Annotated in this window: 20 protein-coding genes; 6 read left to right on the top strand and 14 right to left on the bottom strand. The window is 33.9% G+C overall.

Annotation, left to right across the window (positions count from 1 at the left end; genetic code table 11):
- From Q0787_RS06260 to Q0787_RS06225, 8 genes are all read right to left on the bottom strand, one after another.
- Complete coding sequence (locus Q0787_RS06260) at positions 1-501, bottom strand: hypothetical protein (protein ID WP_298901389.1); 501 nt, start codon at positions 499-501, stop codon at positions 1-3.
- Positions 502-585: 84 nt separating this feature from the next.
- A complete protein-coding gene (locus tag Q0787_RS06255; protein ID WP_298901388.1) occupies positions 586-1629 on the bottom strand; it encodes a VWA domain-containing protein in 1044 nt (347 codons plus the stop codon).
- A 4-nt stretch (positions 1630-1633) separates the two neighbouring features.
- Entirely contained in the window at positions 1634-2638 is a 1005-nt protein-coding gene (locus Q0787_RS06250; RefSeq protein ID WP_298901387.1) for a VWA domain-containing protein, read from the bottom strand.
- Positions 2638-4293 (bottom strand): BatD family protein, encoded by a 1656-nt coding sequence (locus tag Q0787_RS06245; protein WP_298901386.1) that lies wholly within the window; start codon positions 4291-4293, stop codon positions 2638-2640. Before Q0787_RS06245 ends, Q0787_RS06250 begins: the two co-directional genes overlap by 1 nt.
- A gap of 4 nt (positions 4294-4297) precedes the next feature.
- Positions 4298-5164 carry a DUF58 domain-containing protein gene (locus tag Q0787_RS06240; RefSeq protein ID WP_298901384.1) on the bottom strand — a complete coding sequence of 289 codons (867 nt, stop codon included), beginning with the start codon at positions 5162-5164 and terminating at the stop codon, positions 4298-4300.
- Between the two features lie 99 nt (positions 5165-5263).
- The gene (locus Q0787_RS06235; protein WP_298901382.1) at positions 5264-6265 is read right to left on the bottom strand and encodes a MoxR family ATPase; all 1002 of its coding nucleotides are present in this window, start codon (positions 6263-6265) and stop codon (positions 5264-5266) included.
- Between the two features lie 183 nt (positions 6266-6448).
- On the bottom strand, positions 6449-7255 hold the full coding sequence (locus Q0787_RS06230) for a DUF4382 domain-containing protein (protein WP_298901380.1): 807 nt from the start codon (positions 7253-7255) through the stop codon (positions 6449-6451).
- A gap of 70 nt (positions 7256-7325) precedes the next feature.
- The gene (locus tag Q0787_RS06225) at positions 7326-7898 is read right to left on the bottom strand and encodes a DUF4382 domain-containing protein (protein ID WP_298901378.1); all 573 of its coding nucleotides are present in this window, start codon (positions 7896-7898) and stop codon (positions 7326-7328) included.
- 104 nt (positions 7899-8002) lie between these two features.
- On the opposite strand from Q0787_RS06225, the gene Q0787_RS06220 reads away from it, so the two are divergent.
- From Q0787_RS06220 to Q0787_RS06200, 5 genes are read left to right on the top strand one after another with little or no spacing between them, the layout of a single operon-like run.
- Complete coding sequence (locus Q0787_RS06220; RefSeq protein WP_298901377.1) at positions 8003-8866, top strand: aldo/keto reductase family oxidoreductase; 864 nt, start codon at positions 8003-8005, stop codon at positions 8864-8866.
- A 16-nt stretch (positions 8867-8882) separates the two neighbouring features.
- A complete protein-coding gene (locus Q0787_RS06215; protein WP_298901376.1) occupies positions 8883-9635 on the top strand; it encodes an SDR family NAD(P)-dependent oxidoreductase in 753 nt (250 codons plus the stop codon).
- Positions 9632-10267 (top strand): hypothetical protein, encoded by a 636-nt coding sequence (locus Q0787_RS06210; RefSeq protein ID WP_298901375.1) that lies wholly within the window; start codon positions 9632-9634, stop codon positions 10265-10267. The genes Q0787_RS06215 and Q0787_RS06210 overlap by 4 nt, the downstream gene beginning before the upstream one ends.
- Positions 10236-10991: a phosphodiester glycosidase family protein gene (locus Q0787_RS06205; RefSeq protein ID WP_298901374.1), complete on the top strand. Its 756-nt coding sequence runs from the start codon at positions 10236-10238 to the stop codon at positions 10989-10991. Before Q0787_RS06210 ends, Q0787_RS06205 begins: the two co-directional genes overlap by 32 nt.
- Positions 10988-12121 (top strand): ATP-binding protein, encoded by a 1134-nt coding sequence (locus Q0787_RS06200; RefSeq protein ID WP_298901373.1) that lies wholly within the window; start codon positions 10988-10990, stop codon positions 12119-12121. Before Q0787_RS06205 ends, Q0787_RS06200 begins: the two co-directional genes overlap by 4 nt.
- A 44-nt stretch (positions 12122-12165) precedes the next feature.
- On the opposite strand, the gene Q0787_RS06195 is transcribed toward Q0787_RS06200, so the two are convergent.
- The 6 genes from Q0787_RS06195 to Q0787_RS06170 form a co-directional block, all read right to left on the bottom strand.
- Entirely contained in the window at positions 12166-12732 is a 567-nt protein-coding gene (locus Q0787_RS06195; RefSeq protein WP_298901372.1) for a hypothetical protein, read from the bottom strand.
- A gap of 570 nt (positions 12733-13302) precedes the next feature.
- Positions 13303-14493: a DUF1501 domain-containing protein gene (locus Q0787_RS06190; RefSeq protein WP_298901371.1), complete on the bottom strand. Its 1191-nt coding sequence runs from the start codon at positions 14491-14493 to the stop codon at positions 13303-13305.
- A 2-nt stretch (positions 14494-14495) separates the two neighbouring features.
- The gene (locus Q0787_RS06185; RefSeq protein WP_298901370.1) at positions 14496-15869 is read right to left on the bottom strand and encodes a DUF1800 domain-containing protein; all 1374 of its coding nucleotides are present in this window, start codon (positions 15867-15869) and stop codon (positions 14496-14498) included.
- 117 nt (positions 15870-15986) lie between these two features.
- A complete protein-coding gene (locus Q0787_RS06180; protein WP_298901369.1) occupies positions 15987-16484 on the bottom strand; it encodes a hypothetical protein in 498 nt (165 codons plus the stop codon).
- 28 nt (positions 16485-16512) lie between these two features.
- Positions 16513-17448 carry an OmpA family protein gene (locus Q0787_RS06175; RefSeq protein ID WP_298901368.1) on the bottom strand — a complete coding sequence of 312 codons (936 nt, stop codon included), beginning with the start codon at positions 17446-17448 and terminating at the stop codon, positions 16513-16515.
- 172 nt (positions 17449-17620) lie between these two features.
- Positions 17621-19174 carry an aldehyde dehydrogenase family protein gene (locus Q0787_RS06170; RefSeq protein WP_298901367.1) on the bottom strand — a complete coding sequence of 518 codons (1554 nt, stop codon included), beginning with the start codon at positions 19172-19174 and terminating at the stop codon, positions 17621-17623.
- A 121-nt stretch (positions 19175-19295) separates the two neighbouring features.
- On the opposite strand from Q0787_RS06170, the gene Q0787_RS06165 reads away from it, so the two are divergent.
- Complete coding sequence (locus Q0787_RS06165) at positions 19296-20378, top strand: isoaspartyl peptidase/L-asparaginase family protein (RefSeq protein WP_298901366.1); 1083 nt, start codon at positions 19296-19298, stop codon at positions 20376-20378.
- Positions 20379-20557: the final 179 nt, after the last annotated feature.

Here is a 20557-nt window from a genome sequence, read left to right as displayed (position 1 = left end):
TTATTTCTGTTCTTTAAAAACGGTATTAAGATACACTTGTTTCCAAGTGCCATTATGATAACTACCTACTTTAAAATTATAAGTTGAATCATCAACATATTCCCACATATCAGTAATAACGCTATCGCCATATTGATATTGGTAAATGATATTTTTACCTTCGGCATACACCTTACCTTTAGTTACATTTCCGAAGACATCAAATTCCCAAAACTTAATTGTCTTAGATGTTTGGTCGTATTGTCTTATGCCATGGTTTCTGTTGCCAAATTTAGTTTGTTCTTTATTTATATATCCTTTTGAGTCTACAAGAATAATAGAACCTTCCAAATCATAACTAAATTTAATTTCTTGTTTAAATTTTGGACCATTATTTTCCCATCGTCCTTCAGCACTCCATGTTTTATCAATAAGATTATCGAATAGAGCTAAATCTTGGTTTTGACCAAAATTTAACATTGGAAACAATAACGATAGGACGATAATCTTTATTAACTTCATTCTCATGTTTTGTAAATAGCAAGATAAAAAACTGTAAGACTTGATATAGTTAAAGAATTTATAAAATATCTAACAGACAAACGATTATATATTCTCATTAAACAGGTTAAGACGTTTTAGCCATCCTGTTTTTCGCTCGAGTAGAAAAATATCTATGAATAAAAAGAAAATTCCAAAGCCTAAAAACCATTGAAATTGATCCTTAAAATCGGCAAACTCTTTGGATTCAAATTCTGTTTTATCCATTCGATTTAAAATGTCTTTTATTTCATCAATCACCTCGTCTGTATTATTACCCTTTATATATGCGCCATTGGCTTCGTCTGCAATTTCTTTTAGTGTTTCTTCATTAAGCTTGGTGACTACAGTTTCGCCTTTGCTATCTTTTTTATAATTTAAAAGTACTCCATTTCGTTTGATAGGTATTGGGCCTCCTTTTTCATCGCCAACTCCAATTGTAAAGATGCGAATACCTTCATCTCCGGCTTCTTCAGCTACATTACTTGCAACATCACTGTGATCTTCACCATCTGAAATGATAATTAACACACGGTTGGTGTCTTCTTCTTCATCGAAATAGGTTTTGGCCAACTCAATAGCTTCGTTGATTGCGGTTCCTTGAGAGGACAACATATCTGTATTTAAGTTTTGAAGAAACATTTTTGCCGAACCATAATCTGTAGTTATAGGTAACTGCGGAAATGCTTTCCCTGCATAGGCAATAATACCAACACGATCGCTAGCCAAGTTATTAATAATTTGCGTCACCAATTGCTTCGATTTTTCTAATCGGTTTGGCGCTATATCCTCGGCCAACATACTTTTTGAAACATCAACTGCAAAGACAATATCGACGCCTTGACGTTTTACAGTCTCTAATTTGGTTCCAATTTTAGGATTAACCAAGGCAATAGCAAGACAAGCAAATGCTAAACTGAGTACGACTATTTTTAAAATGGACTTAAACAAGGATTGGTTTGGACTCAATCGCTTTAGCAACTTGCTATTAGCAAATCGTTTTTGTGTTCTATATTTCCAAAACTGAAGTATAGCAAATAAGAAGATAATTACTGGAATAATCAGTAATACCCAAAACCAAATTTTTTCTTCTAATTGAAAATCAAACATAATACTATACAAAACTTCTAAAAACGGTTAATCGAAGAAGTGCTTCCAAAAGGATAAGACCTAATGCAATCAAAATTAGTGGTCGATATTTTTCATCGTACGTGGTGTATTTGATTTCTTCGATTTCTGTTTTTTCTAGTTTATTAATTTCGTTGTAAACCTCTTTTAATTTCTTGTTATTAGTAGCTCTAAAATATTTTCCTCCAGTAACATCTGCAATTTCATTAAGCAAATCCTCATCGATTTCTACCTGCACTCGTCTGTATTGAAATGTCCCATTTCTATTAATAGAATAAGGCGATAAGGCCATACCATTGGTTCCTAATCCAATTGTATAAACTTTAATACCATATTCTACAGCTAATTCGCTAGCGATTTTCGGATCTATAAAACCAGAATTATTGACACCATCAGTTAATAAAATGATGATTTTGCTTTTGGCTTTGCTATCTTTTAACCTATTTACGGCTGTTGCTAATCCCATACCAATAGCTGTTCCTGTTTCAATAATTTCATTGTACTTCACATCTCGAAGTGAGCGTAATACAATGGCTTTATCGCTAGTTATTGGAGTTTTAGTATAGCTTTCTCCTGCGTATTCTACTAAACCTATTCGATCGTTAGGTCGACCTTGAATAAACTCTGATGCTACTTTTTTCAGAGCTTCAAGCCGATTTGGCAACAAATCTTTGGCAAGCATACTAGCCGAAACATCTATAGCCATGACAATATCAATACCTTTCGTTGTTTTTGTCTTGGTGGTTTCATCAGACGTTCTTGGTCGAGCTAAAGCCGTAATTAAAAATGCCAAGGCCAACAAACGAAACGCAAATAATAATGGGCGTAACTTAGGTAGTATAGCATTACCAACCTTAAATCCTTTTATACTTGATATCTTAAACTCTGCCGTTTGGCGTTTTCTTTTTAAAACATACCAAAGGATAGCAAATGGTAGTAGTAAAAACAACCAGAAAAACTCTTTATTTAAGAACTCTATTCCTTCAAACATTACTCTTCTACTTTTTTAAGTTCTACTGAATTTAAGACACGATCCATAATATCGTTGGTATACTCGTCTTTATTATTCCAAACAAGTGCTATTTTTTGCATGACCGATTTATCATCTGACACAAAAATTAAGATAACATACTCACCAGACCTATATTGCCCTTCTACATCGGTTGGAAACTCTCCTGTTCCAAAAACTTTTAAGCCTTCTGCAGCATTTGGTGTAATAAATTGCTCGCGTTTCACAACAATATTTCTTGCGCCATTGTTTTCAAACGATTTAATTGTTTCTTCTACTGCACCATTAATATCAATTTCTTCTCCTTCCTGAAGGTTATATTTAGTTGTTCCAACTCCTATATTAAAGCTACTATTGACATCTCCATAGGCAAATGCTGTTCTTTTTAGTTGTTGTGTGGAGTCTATAGCTTGTAACTCTATACGTTCTAAAACAACAGGTGTTGATATCATAATTGGTGGCACACCATAATCACTTTGAACCCAATCCCCTTCTAGAAGCTCTTTGGCTTCATTTCCAATAATGGTATCAGTAACATATTTGAATCCGTATTTGAGTCCGAAACCAACATAAGTTGCTATTAAAATCAAGATACTTGCGCCAACCGTCAAGATAATTTTTCTTCGTTTTTTCTTAAGTTCTTGCTCTTCTTTATACTGTTTATCTAGGAGCTTTTCTTCTTCTGTAGGTTCAGGTAACGCTTCTTTAACTTGGTCAATTTCGACATCTATGGTATTTCTATCAATTTTTGCAAGCTCGATATCTGGGGCAGACTTTGCGAATTTCACCAAATCGGCACGTTTCAATATGGTTTCAATATTATTGATGTCTGACGTACTCAGTTCGATCTGATTGGCATCACGAAGTAAGTTAAGTCGACCTACCAGTTCGTCTGTCGTACTTTCAAGCGCTCGATCATACACTTTTTCATCTAGATACTTCCTAATAATAAAGGTGAGTTCTGAATAATAATCTTTTAGCTCTGAACGCTGAAGGTAATTGCTCTCATCTAATTTCTTAAGTGCCAGTTTCGCTCTATCATATGGCGGCAACATGGCAATTTCCTCCTCTTCTGTTAATGGTTTTTTTCGCCATATAAACCAATACAATAAGAAAGCGATAAAACCTAGCGCAACTAAGGTTATAAGAAGGTATATCCACCAATCGCTTGAGGCCTTTTCTACTTCAATCATTGGTTTGATACCATAGAGATTTTGTTTGGTTGTATCTACAGCAACAGTGTAAACTTCAACATGCAAAGAATCTGTAAAATATGTTTTAGTACCAACAATTATTTTCTGCTTCGGAATTTTATATGAACCCGAATCAAATTGCGTTAAACCGTACGTCTTTATGAGTTTAAACTTTGCCTCATTTTTGGTTGTATCTATTTTGTAAGACTCTATCATTTCAAGAGGCCCAAACGTTTGACCTTCTGGAAAAACAACTAAATCTGTAGTATCTGCGTCAACTTCAACTTTAAAAGTAATTTGCTCTCCTATTTTGATTTTCGTTGTATCAATTGAAGATGTCACTTGAGCATTTGATGTCAAAACAAAAAAGAGACAGCAAGCTAAGAACAAGATTACGCGCTTGCCATAACTATTAATTACATGTATGAAATTTAGATGTTTCACTTAATTATCCTCTTCTTTTAAAATATCCTAGTAGTTTTTTTACATAGCTTTCATCAACCCGACAGTTAATTGTTCCAGAACCCGATTTTGTAAACGTGTCTTTATAATAATTCACTTTATCATTATAATAATTACTATAATTCTGTCTTACAGATTTTGATGCCGTATTTACTAATATAAGTTCACCTGTTTCCTCATCTTCCATTTGTACCATTCCAAGATTAGGAATAGCCTCTTCTCCTTTATCATATACACGTATTCCGGTAATGTCATGTCTTCCTGCGGCAATTTTCAAGTTTTGTTTGTAATCATCAGCTATAAAATCACTAAGCACAAATACAATAGCTTTCTTTTTCATCACATTAGACAAAAACTTAAATGCTTCACCAACGTTAGTTAATTTACTTTTTGGCTTAAATTCAATGAGTTCTCGTATAATTCTCAAGACATGGGAACGTCCTTTTTTAGGAGGAATATAAAGTTCAATATTATCAGAAAACAAAATCAATCCTATCTTGTCGTTGTTTTGAGTTGCAGAAAAGGCTAAGGTCGCCGCTATTTCGGTTACGATTTCATTTTTAAACTGAACGTCTGTACCAAATAATTCAGATCCTGAAATATCAACCATTAGCATCATGGTTAATTCACGTTCTTCCTCAAAAACTTTTACAAAAGGCTCATTATATCGTGCTGTAACATTCCAATCAATGTTACGAACATCATCACCAAATTGATACTGACGAACTTCAGAAAAAGTCATACCTCGACCTTTGAATGTCGAATGATATTCACCCCCAAATATGTGATCAGACAAGCGACGTGTCTTAATCTCAATTTTTCGTACTTTTTTTAGTAATTCCTTAGTATCCATTTATAATTGCTTCCTCCCTTTTAGTATAACTTAGTTTACACACGATTAACACATAATTATTGATGCTAGAGTTGTGTGTTTTATGATGTATCACATCTACTAAGGCACTTCTATTTCGTTTACAATTTTATTAATGATATCTTCAGAAGTTACATTCTCTGCTTCGGCTTCATAAGTGATACCAATTCTATGACGAAGGACATCATGAACAACAGCTCTAACGTCTTCAGGAATCACATATCCTCTACGTTTTATAAAGGCAAAGCATTTCGCAGCTGTTGCCAAATTAATACTTCCACGAGGAGAAGCTCCAAATGAAATAAGTGGTTTTAAATCTGCTAATTTATATTGTTCTGGATAGCGTGTTGCAAAAATGATATCAAGAATATACTTCTCAATTTTTTCGTCCATATAAACATCTCTTACAGCCTCTTGCGCTTTTAAAATTTGTGCAACTGAAACCACTGGATTTACTTTATCCCAAGCACCTTTCAAGTTGGCTCTCATGATAAGTTGCTCTTCTGCTTGTTTAGGGTAATCTATAACAGTTTTCAACATAAAACGGTCAACTTGTGCTTCTGGCAAAGGGTAAGTTCCTTCTTGTTCAACTGGATTTTGTGTTGCCATTACTAAAAATGGTTTATCTAAAATAAACGTCTCATCACCAATGGTTACTTGCTTTTCTTGCATAGCTTCCAGTAAAGCCGATTGCACTTTAGCTGGCGCTCTGTTAATCTCATCTGCTAAAACAAAATTTGCAAATATCGGACCTTTTTTAATTGAAAAGTCATTAACCTTCATATTATAGATAAGTGTTCCCACAACATCGGCTGGTAATAAATCTGGTGTGAATTGGATTCGACTGAAACTACCATCTACAGCCTGAGACAACGTATTAATTGCAAGTGTTTTTGCAAGTCCTGGGACACCTTCTAGTAAAATGTGTCCTTGCCCCAAAAGTCCAATGAGTAAACGTTCTACCATGTGTTTTTGTCCAACGATGACTTTGTTCATTTCCATCATTAACAAATCAACAAAAGCACTTTCTTTTTCTATTTTTTCATTAATGCTCTTAATGTCAATTGTTCCTGTTTCTTCCATTATTTATATGTTTTAAACGCTGTGAATATGTCTATTTAATTTAGTTCTGCAAATTGTTAAAATTTTTCCTGTGTTGCTGTTAATAATTGGTTAAAAGTTAAACCCTATTAAGATTGTGTCGTACAAAAGAACAAAGGGCAATACAGATTGTATTGCCCTTTGTTCTTTTGTATCGTCTATTGGTCATTCTAAGTAGATTGTCTCAACAACAGTATTTTCTCCAACCACAACTTCTATATTTTCAATTATTTCCTCTGAAAACTCCGATTCTGGATCAGGTGTTATCGTAATGTCATATACACCTCCAGGCAACCCTACTAATAAGAAGGCACCATTCTCATCTGCATAAGTAGAAACAATATCATCTCCAACTGTCACACTAATTTCAGTTTGGACATCAATTGGAGAAATACTACCACTAATTGTCCCAGTAGAAATTTCAGCCGACGCCCTTAGTACAGGTTTCAAAATTATGTTCCCAGAATTACCAGACATAACGATAGATTCATCTACATCAAAGTCTAGCCAAAAAGTATATTCAAAATTTGGAGCTAACTCTTCATTAACTCGAATTTTTAGTCCTGATTGTTGAGCACTTGGTGTTGATAGCAGGAATGATTCTCCATCAATAACAACAGAATTATCTTCCCCTAACACTAATCTAATCTGGTTTAATGTTCCAGAGGGAATTTCATAATCGTCAGCCAGAAGGACATTAACACCTCCTGTTAAATCTAATAAATCATAAACTCCTGTATTAATAGCTTCAAGACTTTGCCAGTTATCATCTTCTGAATCATTGTTAATCTTTACTCGCACGTCTATAATTTCAACATAAACATGTTCATAATCGCCTGGTTCATCAACAAGTTTAACCGTTAATTTTGATGTTCCTTGACTATTTGAAGATGCATCGTCATCATTACAATTATATAAACTAAATGAACAAATAATGAGTAAAAAAAAAGATTTCAATTTTAGGGAATTCATAACAGTATTTTTTGAGTTCGTATAAACTATATACGTTCAAATTTCACTTTAAGATGTCTTGTCTAATTAATTAAAACAACTCGAAACGTCTTAAAAGCGTACTCATTCTAGGGTTAAGATTGACAGTGCCTTCCGAAGAAAATTCGACAGAACGATCGATATCAAACTCAATTAAAAAATCATATAACACATTAGTTTTCAAATGTTTTCCAACAATATTTGTTGAAGCATTTTCGTGTTCAGGAGCAATTTCAAGTACATACTCGACACCATTCTTAACAACAGCATTTCTATCTCCTAAAACCAATTTGATATTGTAAACAAACCCAGCAGGTACTTCTTCAAAATCAACTAAAGTGACTACTTCATCGTCTGTTATATTTGCCAAATCATGAATTCCTGTATTAATCGTATTTAGACTCACCCATGCATTTGGGTTCGAATCCTCTTCCAAAACCTTAATTTGAACGTCAAGTATTTCAATATTCGCGCTATTCAATAGACTCTGAGTACCCTGAAGTTTTACACTAATTAAGCTGCTGTTATCAAAGGTTTCTGTTTCTATTTCTTTAGAACAGCTACTCACTATGAATAGAAAAAACACACTGTAGATTATTGTTTTGGAACGACTTAAAAATTTCATGACTTAGGTAGGTTAATTAATACTTAGCAAGTATACTTTCTTCATCTAGATTTGACTATTTTTATACGTGAATTGCAAAAAAATCCATATAAACAGAAAAAAAAGTGAAATATTCTCGATTAATAGCAGGTTGTATGACCTGGGGAGTTTGGGGAAAACAGCTTCTCAAAAAGGATATGATTAAACTTATGCATCAGTGCATAGAAGAAGATATTACAACGTTTGATCATGCAGACATTTATGGTGGCTATACTACGGAATCTGATTTTGGTAATGCATTTTCTGAAAGTGGCATTTCACGAGATACTATTCAATTAATTAGTAAGTGTGGTATTCAATACTTAAGCGACAATAGATCGAATACTGTGAAGCATTATGACTATAGTAAATCCTATATTATCTGGTCTGTTGAAACGTCTTTAAAACATTTAAAAACAGACTATCTAGATGTATTATTATTACATAGACCAAGTCCGTTAATGCATCCAGATGATATAGCTGAAGCCGTGTTAGAACTAAAACAAAGAGGTTTGATAAAAACATTTGGGCTCTCAAACTTTACGTCTTCTCAAATGGAACTTTTGTCAAAATCTGTTGACGTTTCGGTAAATCAAATTGAGTTTTCACTAACACATCATAACGCCATGCATAATGGATTATTGGACTACATGATGACCAATGAAATAACACCAATGGCTTGGTCGCCTTTAGGCAGTGTTTTTAGAGAAGACAACGAACAAACAAGACGCATTCATAGACAACTGGGTGATTTATTAGATAAATACAAAGCTACCGAAGATCAGTTGCTCTTAGCTTGGATTTTAAAACATCCCTCTCAAATTCATCCCGTAATTGGCACAACAAATACAAAACGAATTTCAGACGCAGCCAAAGCCGCAGCTATTGAACTCGAACTCGAAGATTGGTTTAAAATATTAGTAGCTTGTCAAGGTCATAAAGTCCCATAAATAATTAAAAACAGTAATGAATAAAATAGCATTAATCACTGGAGCGACCAGTGGAATTGGAAGAGCTACGGCACATGAATTCGCAAAAAACGGTATTCATTTAATTTTATGCGGAAGAAGACAAGAACGTCTCGATACTATTGAAAAAGCCCTAAGCAAACAAACCAAAGTTCATACACTCAATTTTGATGTAAGGGATAAAAATGCCACGTTTAAAGCTATTGACTCTCTTCCCGAAAACTTCAAAACGATAGATATTTTAATAAATAATGCTGGAAATGCTCATGGCCTAGACCCTATTCAAACTGGGAATCTTGAAGATTGGGACGCCATGATGGATATTAACGTAAAAGGGTTGCTCTATGTAAGTAAAGCCATTATTCCTCAAATGACAGAACGACAAAACGGACACATCATTAATATTGGATCTTCGGCTGGGAAAGAAGTTTATCCTAAGGGTAATGTTTATTGCGCAAGTAAACATGCCGTTTTGGCGATTACTGAAGGGATGCGAATTGATTTAAATCCCTTCGGAATAAAAGTAACGGCTATTAACCCTGGACTCGTAGAAACCGAATTTTCAAAAGTTCGTTTCAAAGGCGATCCCATTGCAGATCAAGCGTATAAAGGCTATAAAGCACTTCAGGCTGAAGATATAGCAGAAGTCATTCAATTTGCGGTATCGAGGCCTGCACATGTTAACATCGCAGACGTGCTCATGTTTTGTACAGCACAAGCCAATAATACTATTGTAAAAAAGCAACTATGATACTCTGGTTAAAAGATGCTTGGTTTCAATTAGCTTCAATACATACCGAGGATCAATTGCTAATTTCTAAGTGTTGGATGGACATTGAAAAGCAGTACACTTCAACAAAAAGACACTATCACAATTTAGATCACATCTACCACATGCTCAAGCAGGCAGAACATCTTAAACATGATATTGTAGATTATGACGCGTTCCTATTTGCCATTTGGTATCATGATATTATTTATAACGCCACAAAAAAGAACAATGAAATAAAAAGCGCAAAATTCGCTGAAAAGCGCCTAAAATTGTTCAAAATCGAAGAAAAAGACATCAAAAATGTATATTTTTTAATAAAATCAACACAAAATCACGATATTGTATTGCAAGAAAATAGTGACAATGCGTATCTTTTAGATATTGATTTATCTATCTTAGGAACATCTTGGGAACAGTATCAATTATATACTAAATACATAAGAATGGAATACGCTGTTTATCCTGATTTTCTATATAATAAGGGTCGAAAGAAAGCAATGACTCAATTCCTAAATCGTAAATCGATTTATTTTACCACATTATATCAAAACAAATTTGAAGAACAAGCACGACAAAATATTGAAAAAGAAATTAGATTATTGCAATCGTAAACTATATCATAATTTCTTTTTGATTCTTATGGTTTTAGCTTTATGTGTCTCATGTACATCTGGCGCTCAAACTATAGATGACCCTAGATTTATAAGCCATGTCGTTGATTTAAAAACCCAAACTTTAAAATTGTATTGGAAAGATTCTACCAATACCAATTATGGCAGCATTGAAAAGTTAAAAAAACACCTAAAAACCAATAGTAAAACACTGCGTTTTGCTATGAATGGAGGCATGTACCTTAAAGATAGTTCTCCTCAAGGTTTGTATATTGAAAAAGGAATAGTTAAAACAGCAATCGATACTACAAAAGAGACCTATGGCAATTTTTATTTACAACCCAACGGTATCTTTTGCATTACAAAGGACAATAAAGGCGTCGTTGTTGAAACCTCAGCTTTCAAATCTACTTCTAATATAAGATATGCAACCCAGTCAGGACCAATGTTAGTTATAAATGGAGCATTGCATTCAAAATTTGTTAAAGGTTCGAATAATTTACATATTAGAAACGGTGTTGGTATTTTGCCTAACGGAAACTTACTGTTTGCTATGTCTAAAGATCTTATCAACCTCTATGACTTTGCTGATTTTTTTAAAAGTGTAGGATGTAAAAATGCCTTATACCTTGATGGTTTTGTGTCTAGAACATATCTTCCAGAAAAAAACTGGGAACAATTAGATGGTAATTTTGGAGTTATAATTGCTGAGATTAAAGAATGATTAATAAACGACTGCTTATTAAAAACCTGTTGGCTCATAATGATGAGAACAGTTTTTATGATAAAAAACGTAAAGTCGATATTACGCATAAAGAAGGGAAAGCTAAGTTTTTAAAACACATTTGCGCGCTATCAAACAGTAATCCCAAAAACAACTCCTACATTGTTATTGGTGTTGAAGACGAGGATAACAATATTATTGGTGTTAATTTTTTTGATGATAGTAAAATTCAAAACCTGATTAATGCCTACCTTTCAAATCCGCCTATTGTACAATATGAAAATATTCCTTTTCCACACCTTCCTGATGATAAAGTGGTTGGTTTAGTCACTATTAGGCCAATTGATGACCTCACATCTCTACGTAAAAACATCTGGAAATACTATGGAGGCACCGTATTTTTTAGAGATGGGAGCATGAGTATGCCCAAGGTTTTCGACATCGAAATTAAAGATGTTAATTCTAAAATTGTTGAGGCCATAGAATCCCATGCACAAAATAATATTGAATACACCTTAGATGGTGTTTTTGATTTTATGAATAAGCGCAAAGATTACAATCCGCAATACAAAGTCTTTAAAGAGTACTTTGTTTTATGTTGGTCTGGACAAAAAAAAATTGTCAAAGATGAAGAGTTTTATTCACGTGTAGATATAGAATTAATTAATGAGCAGGTTAGACTGTTTTTTTCCACATTAGACGAAGTATCTATTTCATATGATAACAATACATTCAAAATTATAGAGTATGTGAGTTTAGGTCTTCACAATCAAAATAAATATTATCAATTAGAAGAAACCATTATTCATTTTGAAGACAACGCAAATTATACCATTGAAACTACGTTATTATTTAAACCTCCGCAGTTTGAAAAAAAACAACTCCATCATATCAATAATTCTAACAACGCCGTTTTAGAAAAATTGAAGAAAGGATTAGCTTTAAATAAAAATGAAGAGTTAGACCTAAAAAACCTTCCTGCCACATATCTTATTTGTTATTTAAATGATTTTCCAGATGCCATAAACAAGCTCAATGAAGCAAAACCATATTTAAAAAAACATAGTAAATACGCATATAACGCTTATCAAGAAGCCATTAGGATTTTAAGAAAGGTTAAATATAGTTAGCACTAATTTAGGGTATTAAACTACTGCTAACTATACTCTAAATATTAATTCGGCTTATCTTTTTTATAAGGACAAACAACAGCATGAGCTATAATATAGATTCCGCCTTCTACGTCATCAATTTTATAACTATCATCCGATGCTCCACCGGGAATGTCATTGCTATAAGGGTATTGTCCAGGAGCAACGGTGTACTGGCCATTTCGCTTTCTTGGATATTTTTCATCTCCTATATACAGATGAGTTTCATAAAAACCGTAGCCTTCATTAGCTACAAAGTCGACTAAAACATAATCGCTTTCATAAACAACATTTAAGGTCCCGATAACTTCTCCGTTATTTAAATTACAGCCACCAGCTCCTTGATAGATGAGATACGATTCGTAGTGATCTGCATATATAGGGCCAATAGACCAGCCCCAACGATTAGAGTCAAGCTCATCATCATCTATAAAGCAAATAGCTTCGTCATCTTTCCCATACGCAAAGGCGGTTTCGCAACCTTTTACAGGTTCCCGATTAAGGTCATTTTCGATTGTTACATCTTCCGTTTCACAAGAATAAAGTGAAACAAATAAGGTCAAAATAATTAACTTAAAAACTGTTTTCATAATTGAATTGGTATTGATTAATAGCACCCATAAGTTAATCAATATTTTAACATATCTGTATTTAATACACTGAAAATCTTATGTTTATACATATTTTTAAGCTGTTTTCTTACAATTTATATGAAAACCCTTACTTGTTTACATACTATTGAACTGTTCTATTATAAATTTAGAAACGTCGTTAATCTAAGAAATTATCAAAAAAATACCATTCATACAGTTTTTTTAACCACTCATAGTTTTTTTTCAAAACCAGCATTGATTTTTACGATTTTAGCCTTGCTATTAATCAATTACATATAACCTTATTTCAATGTTGACATGTCAATAACGAAATAAGGTTTTTGTTTTTTCATAGAATATAATGGCTCATTTTCTTCTTAAAAAAGTCAAATTCCTTTTTTTAAAATCTCATATTTACCATTCATACAGTTTTTTTGACCACTTATAGTTTTTTTTAGAAATCAACTTTAATTTTTACGATTTTTGCCTTGCTATTAATCAATTACATATAACCTTGTTTCAATGTCGACGTGTCGAATGTGAAACAGGGTTTTTGTTTTTTTAAGACTAAATGAAGTTTAATTTTGGGAAGGTCTTATTTAAAATGGTATGATCTTCGGCCGCTAACCATGTATTCAAAATAGTGGCATAAATTGATCTAAAGTCTATTGTATATTTCAAATCGCCATTACTATCCAAATCTCTTAAACTTGCTAAGTCATTATAGAATCCGGCAGTTTTTAATTGATCTCCTATAACAAAAACATTACTCGCCGCTCCATGGTCTGTTCCATTGGCTGCATTCTGTTTAACACGCCTTCCAAATTCTGAAAAAGTAACTATAAGTGTATCCTTAAATGTCCCTTGTTGCTTTAAATCTTTAATAAATGCTTCGATTCCTTCAGCATATACTTTTAATAATCTCGACTGACTATTAAGCTGTCCTGCGTGTGTATCAAACCCACCAAGAGATGCATAGAACACTTTTGTTTCGATGCCCGATTTTATTAACCTCGATGTCGTTCGTAATTGCTTGGCAAATTCATTATTAGGGTAATCTTGACTAGTTTCGGAGCCCTTATGCTTTTCAAAAATATATTTGGCTGAAGACTCTGCGGCAATCATAGTTTTATATAGATAGCCTAAATTATGTTCGCTTAAATGCTCATCTTCATAGTATTTAAGTACGTTTTTAAAATAAGGATCTTGAGAGGTTCTATATAAAATCTGAGGGTTTTTAGCCGCAATGCCATTAATTTGTTGCCCCTTTAAAGCAAGCGACAGACTATCATCTATTTCAATAGCGTTATAAGGTTTAGTTCCGAAATGATCTAAATAACGACCAATCCAACCCGTTTGTAAATATTGATTTGAATCACTCGCTGTTTGCCAAATATCTGTTGCTCTAAAATGGGAGCGGTTTGGGTTGGGATAGCCTACATTATTAATAATGGTTAAATGACCATCATCAAATAATTTTTTTAGAGGAAGTAGACTTTTATGAAACCCCAACTCGTCACTGGCTTTCAAAACATCATTTTTTGAAATTGAAATACTAGGCCTATTTCGATAGTAGATATCATTATTAAACGGAATGATTGTGTTTAAACCATCATTACCTCCCGACAGCTGAATCATTACTAAACGTTTATATCCTAAACTACTAGGCGCAATATTCTCAAATGCTTTTACAAAATTGGGCACGAAAAATAAGCTACTCGCTAAGGTTGACTGTTTTAAAAAATGTCTTCTATCCATAACTAACACATTTGATATTCGGGTAATGACATTAATTGGACGCACAATTCCATATGCGAGGATTTATTTAAGGTCTCTAAATAATTTTCTGTGCCTTTATTCAGTTTAGAAGCCATTAAAAATGTCTTTAATTCCTGCGATGAATATCCCGAAAATTGTTCCTCGAAATTGTTCCAATCAACGCTAACATTAGCAAATCTACTTGGTCTTTTTCTATAATTATAGATGTCAAATGAATCTTCAAACTCACCTTTTTCTTTAATAGATATATGCGCGTTTGCCAGTAAGATTGATGGTAGTTTTAAACGCAACATCAAGGTATTACTATCAATCCAGTTTTTACCACCTTTCCAGCCAGCAACATTTGGAGGGTTTAAAAGTATTTGTCCTAAAAGCTTTTGAATTTTTAACTGATCTTTTTCGTCATTAAACTTAATTGGCACTGTTTTGCCTATTCCTATTAAAAGTTCAATCGGAGATTTTATTTTTACACCAATATTTTCTTCAGAATAAAACCAATCAGACATAAAGAGATGTCGCATGAGGTTTTCAATATTATAATCTTTAAAAAAAACCGTTGCTAATTCTTCTAGCCTTTCAGTATTTATGGTTTCATTTACAAAATACTTATAGATACTTTGACAGATAAAACGAGCACACTGTTTTTGTTGTAAAATAATATCTATAATGTCGTCACCACTAAATCGTCCAGTATTCCGAAAAAAAGTCTTAATACCATAATCATGCTGACGCTTTCTAAGTACAAATTGTCCCTTAACTGTATGATTATAACCTGTAAATGCACGAGCGCTTTCTTTAATATCTCTTTCGGTGTAATGCCCTTCTCCAAGCATAAATAATTCCATCAATTCTCTTGCAAAATTTTCATTTGGTTTTAACTTTCTATTTTGTTTATTATTCAAATACTTAAGCATGGCAGCTTCCTTTGAAATGGCTTTTACAAAGTCTCCGAAATTACCTAAAGCATGGGCTCTAAGTGTATTGTTAAAGGTCTTTACAAATAGGATGTTATTGTCGCGGCACACAAAATGATTAGCCCAAAACAACGTCATTTTTTCCCTTAAGATTTGATTTGAAGTCTCGAGACGATTTAGCCAAAGCCTATTATAAGTTTTGAGTTTTTTAGTACTTATCTGTCTTATTAATTTTCGTTTAGCAGCATCTTTAGCTAGCGCCGGAGTTAAAAGCTCCTCAAAATCTGAGGTATCAATATCCAACATCGTCGTAATCTCCGATGCCTTGAAAAGCCCGTCAATAATGGTGTCCCGATTATCTTGAGTCTTTAAAGCGTACTGTTTTGGAGTTAATCCAAAACCAGCTCTCCAATATAAATGTTGAATATCCTGCTGTGTCATATGCAATAAGACTAAAAAACTAATGTTCGGTTTAATAGAAGTGTAAAAAAATGACACAAAAAAACCGTTTCATAAGTAAAACGGTTTTTAAATAATCTTTATTTTAGGTTGCTATATTTACTTGCCTCCATCTAATTCATCTTGCCATTTTAAAAGCTCGCTCCATAGACCTTCATAAGCCATTCTTGCTTGTTCTGGCCAAGTTCCAGGCTTATGAATAGCAAAACGTTCCCCGCCACTATCTAAGACACGTTGACATTTATCAACGCTACACTCTGATAAGCTCTTCCAAGTTTTAACATCATGGTTATGAAATAATTCCTGAATTTTAGGGCCTATTCCTTCAACAATCGTTAAATCATTTTCTTTAACTGTTTTCCCAAAGACAGCTTTAGCCGCTCCTGCGTCAAATGCAATAGCAGTAGCTCCTGCTGTGAATGAAGATACAATATTTGACTTGCTTGCTTCGCAAGCCTCTAAATCTGCTTCAAGTTTTGCAATTCTGTCATTGCAATTATCATGATTATTAGTACCTCCAAGAAGTCTCCCTAGTAAGTAGCCTAACAGTGCGCAAATAGCACCTACAAGTAATGGAATTAATATACACCAGTTCATAATTTTATATGTTTTTAAGTTTGTTAATTTAGTTTATGGTAATTACTGTACGTCTATTTTTAGTACGTCCTTCATCAGTGTTATTATCTGCTATAGGCTCCGTTTGCCCTTTAGATGTAGCATCGATATGGCTGCCTAGAATACCATTTCTAATGAGATAGCTTTTGGCAAAATCGGCACGCTGTTGCCCCAAAATGACATTAGTGCCCGCGTCTCCCGTATTATCCGTATGTCCAACAACTTGTACTTTAACACCAAGCTTGTCAACACATCTAGAAATATCTGCAAATTTTTGACGTTGCTCAGCGCTAAGACTAATTTGGGCCTGTCCTGTTTCAAAATAAAGTACTAATGGGCTTTTTCTTATGGCTTCACATGCAGCTTCTAAAGCTTCATCAATTATGCCTTCTTCCAACGTAACCATGCCAAACTTTAATGGTCCAAATAGCGTATTTGAATGATCTGGGTTAATACCATCATTAAGTATTCCTTGAGTATTTATTTGTTTAGACAAAACACCTTGAGTCACCAAATAATTCTTAACAGCATTTGCACGCGCTAAACCTAAATTAGGAAAAGCCGAATTATTAGTTTCATCACTTCTATAATATCCAACGATATTAACAGTTTTTAATGGATTAGTTATAAGATAGTCCTTAAGTTTTAGAACACCACCTGCAACATTTGGTGCAATTGGATCCAAAATTGAGAAGCTCGATGTTTTAAAGTTGAAATTATCATTCATTTCAATATTGAAATCGCCATCAGCATCATAAATTGTAAATGCATTTTTAGTAGTAGGCATTACTTTTTGCTGTTCTATTTCGATAGTTTCATCAGTAGTTGTTTCTGTCGTTTCTCCTCCCAAGGAACAGTGACAATCGTTACATAAATAACAATACAATAATGTACCAATGATAATCGTAAATAAAATACCAAGAAGATAAGTAGTCTTTTTACTCATGTGGTTAGTGTTTTAGTTAAGAATTATTGAGATGTAAAAAAAATTAACATCTTTTATCCTATATATGAAACACAAATCTTAAAAAAGTCACATTATCAAGCCATTACCTTGTGTTTTAAGCAAAAAAAAACCGCATCGAATGATGCGGCCTTTTTAGTATTAAAAATTTTATTTATAAATCAAACTTGATCCCTTGAGCTAAAGGTAACTCGGTCGTATAGTTAATCGTATTTGTTTGACGTCTCATGTAAATTTTCCAAGCATCAGAACCAGATTCTCGTCCTCCTCCAGTTTCTTTCTCACCACCAAAAGCACCGCCAATTTCAGCTCCAGAAGTACCAATATTTACATTTGCAATACCGCAATCAGAACCTTGAACAGATAAGAAACGTTCTGCTTCGCGTAAATTATTAGTCATTATTGCAGATGATAATCCTTGAGCAACTTCATTTTGAATATCGATTGCATTTTCTACATCACCAGAGTATTTTAATAAATATAATACAGGTGCAAATGTTTCATGTTGAACAATCTCATAGTGAGGTTGTGCTTCAGCGATTGCAGGTTTCACATAGCAGCCACTTTCATAACCTTCTCCTTCTAAAACACCGCCTTCAACAACAACGTTTCCACCTTCTTCAACAACCTTTTCTAAAGCATGCTGGTACATTTTTACTGCATCCTTGTCTATTAATGGCCCAACGTGATTATTTTCATCTAAAGGGTTACCAATTCGTAATTGTTTGTAAGCGTCTACAACGGCATCTTTAACCTTATCATAAATACTCTCATGAATAATTAAACGACGTGTTGATGTACAACGTTGACCACAAGTTCCAACAGCACCAAATACGGCTCCAATAACAGTCATTTTAACATCAGCGTCTGGTGTTACGATAATTGCATTATTTCCACCTAATTCTAGTAAAGACTTTCCTAATCGTGAAGCAACTTCTTGAGCTACAATTTTACCCATTCTTGTTGATCCAGTTGCAGAAACCAATGGAACTCGTTTGTCTTTAGTCATCATTTCTCCAACGCGATAATCACCATTAATCAGGCAAGAAATCCCTTCAGGCAAATTATTTTCTGCAAAAACTTCAGCTGCAATGTTTTGACAAGCCACACCGCAAACAGGTGCTTTTTCAGAAGGCTTCCATATACATACATCACCGCAAATCCATGCTAAAGCAGTATTCCAAGACCACACAGCCACAGGAAAATTAAAAGCTGAAATAATTCCAACAACACCTAAAGGATGATATTGTTCATACATTCTATGTCCTGGACGTTCAGAGTGCATTGTTAAACCATGAAGTTGACGTGATAATCCCACGGCAAAATCGCAGATATCAATCATTTCTTGAACTTCTCCAAGACCTTCCTGATATGATTTACCCATTTCGTAAGACACTAATTTACCAAGCGCTTCTTTCTTCTCTCTTAATTTCTCACCAAACTGACGTACAATTTCACCACGTTGTGGAGCAGGCATTGTTCTCCAAGTTTTAAAAGCTGTAGTAGCAGCAGTCATTGCTTTTTCATAATCGTCTTTCGTAGATGATTTCACTTTAGCAATTAACTGTCCGTCAACAGGTGAGTACGATTCAATAATTTCTCCATTAGAAAAATTATTAGAGCCTGTAGATGTTCCTTCATTAACGTCATGAACACCTAATTGTTCTAAGGCCTCTTTTATACCAAAATCGGTAGCAGTAGCTTCCATATATGTTTATATTTTAAGAATTATTAAATTTTGACGCGAAGTTACTAATAAAAAGTCATTTTTACTTGATGTAATTTGGTGAATGATGTAACTTTAATGCTCTTATATATAACACATAACCATGAAACATTCTATTGTATTATTTTTAGCACTCTTCATTTTTTTTGGCTGCGGTGAAAAAACCCAAAAAGTGGCCTCAGAACCTGAAACTGCACCAACAGATTCTTCCTATGATGCTAAAAACGAGAAACCAGAATTTGCCATTATTATACATGGAGGTGCAGGAACCATCTTGAAAAAAAACATGACTCCTGAGCGTGAAGCTGCTTATAAAGCAAAATTAGAAGAGGCAATTAAGGTAGGATACGACATATTAAAAAATGGAGGAACGAGCCTTGACGCAGTTCAAAAGACTATTAATGTCATGGAAGATTCTCCGTTATTCAATGCAGGAAAAGGTGCCGTATATACAAACGCTGAAACTAATGAGTTGGATGCATCCATCATGGATGGAAAGACATTAAATGCCGGAGCATCTGCAGGAACAACAACGGTTAGAAATCCGATTGATTTAGCACGAATTATTATGGACAAATCTCCACATGTAATGATGGCTGGACAGGGTGCCGAAACTTATGCTAAAGAGCAAGGTCTAACCATAGTAGAGCCTAGTTATTTTTATACAGAAAGACGACTAAACGGGGTTAAACGGGCAAAGGAAAAGGAAAACATTGAGTTAGATCATAATGATAAAACCGCTTTCTACGATGCCGAAATTCAAAATTATAAATTCGGAACTGTTGGCTGTGCGGCTTTAGACAAAGATGGAAACTTAGCTGCTGGAACGTCTACAGGTGGTATGACCAACAAACGTTATGGACGCGTTGGAGATGCACCAATTATTGGAGCAGGAACCTATGCAAACAATAACTCGTGCGCCGTGTCTAGCACAGGTTGGGGCGAATATTTTATTCGTGCTATGGTTGCTCATGATATTTCTGCATTAATGCAATACAAAGGGTTGTCCTTAAAAGAGGCGGCTCAAGAAGTTATTCAAAACAAAGTACCTCAACTTGGAGGTGATGGTGGAATTGTTGCGGTTGATAAAGAGGGCAACATGGTTGCCGAATTTAATACAGCAGGTATGTACAGAGCGTCAATGAATGACAAAGGAGAATTAACTGTTGGAATTTACAAAGAATAGACATACGCATATTTGGTGCTATTTCTTTATAGAAACGAATTCTATTCAATTCGTAACGAATACTACTTTGTCTGTAACAAATAACTAAAACCACATCATTAAGCCCTCTTAATCATGTAATTTTATAGTATTCAACTGTCAAACCGGTAGTTGAAAATTATAGTCTAAACCAATAATAA

Origin of the sequence: uncultured Psychroserpens sp., from assembly GCF_947492715.1 — a bacterium.
Classification (GTDB): Bacteria; Bacteroidota; Bacteroidia; order Flavobacteriales; family Flavobacteriaceae; genus Psychroserpens.
Note: the sequence above shows the minus strand (reverse complement) of the source record. Positions and strands in the feature narration are given on the sequence as shown.

Coding starts and splice junctions, on each gene's coding strand:
- Q0787_RS06175 (WP_298901368.1), bottom strand. CDS start 17,448: ATGAGTAAAAAGACTACTTATCTTCTTGGTATTTTATTTACGATTATC.
- Q0787_RS06165 (WP_298901366.1), top strand. CDS start 19,296: ATGAAACATTCTATTGTATTATTTTTAGCACTCTTCATTTTTTTTGGC.
- Q0787_RS06240 (WP_298901384.1), bottom strand. CDS start 5,164: ATGGATACTAAGGAATTACTAAAAAAAGTACGAAAAATTGAGATTAAG.
- Q0787_RS06230 (WP_298901380.1), bottom strand. CDS start 7,255: ATGAATTCCCTAAAATTGAAATCTTTTTTTTTACTCATTATTTGTTCA.
- Q0787_RS06250 (WP_298901387.1), bottom strand. CDS start 2,638: ATGTTTGAAGGAATAGAGTTCTTAAATAAAGAGTTTTTCTGGTTGTTT.
- Q0787_RS06170 (WP_298901367.1), bottom strand. CDS start 19,174: ATGGAAGCTACTGCTACCGATTTTGGTATAAAAGAGGCCTTAGAACAA.
- Q0787_RS06215 (WP_298901376.1), top strand. CDS start 8,883: ATGAATAAAATAGCATTAATCACTGGAGCGACCAGTGGAATTGGAAGA.
- Q0787_RS06200 (WP_298901373.1), top strand. CDS start 10,988: ATGATTAATAAACGACTGCTTATTAAAAACCTGTTGGCTCATAATGAT.
- Q0787_RS06195 (WP_298901372.1), bottom strand. CDS start 12,732: ATGAAAACAGTTTTTAAGTTAATTATTTTGACCTTATTTGTTTCACTT.
- Q0787_RS06185 (WP_298901370.1), bottom strand. CDS start 15,869: ATGACACAGCAGGATATTCAACATTTATATTGGAGAGCTGGTTTTGGA.
- Q0787_RS06190 (WP_298901371.1), bottom strand. CDS start 14,493: ATGGATAGAAGACATTTTTTAAAACAGTCAACCTTAGCGAGTAGCTTA.
- Q0787_RS06260 (WP_298901389.1), bottom strand. CDS start 501: ATGAAGTTAATAAAGATTATCGTCCTATCGTTATTGTTTCCAATGTTA.
- Q0787_RS06210 (WP_298901375.1), top strand. CDS start 9,632: ATGATACTCTGGTTAAAAGATGCTTGGTTTCAATTAGCTTCAATACAT.
- Q0787_RS06235 (WP_298901382.1), bottom strand. CDS start 6,265: ATGGAAGAAACAGGAACAATTGACATTAAGAGCATTAATGAAAAAATA.
- Q0787_RS06225 (WP_298901378.1), bottom strand. CDS start 7,898: ATGAAATTTTTAAGTCGTTCCAAAACAATAATCTACAGTGTGTTTTTT.
- Q0787_RS06180 (WP_298901369.1), bottom strand. CDS start 16,484: ATGAACTGGTGTATATTAATTCCATTACTTGTAGGTGCTATTTGCGCA.
- Q0787_RS06255 (WP_298901388.1), bottom strand. CDS start 1,629: ATGTTTGATTTTCAATTAGAAGAAAAAATTTGGTTTTGGGTATTACTG.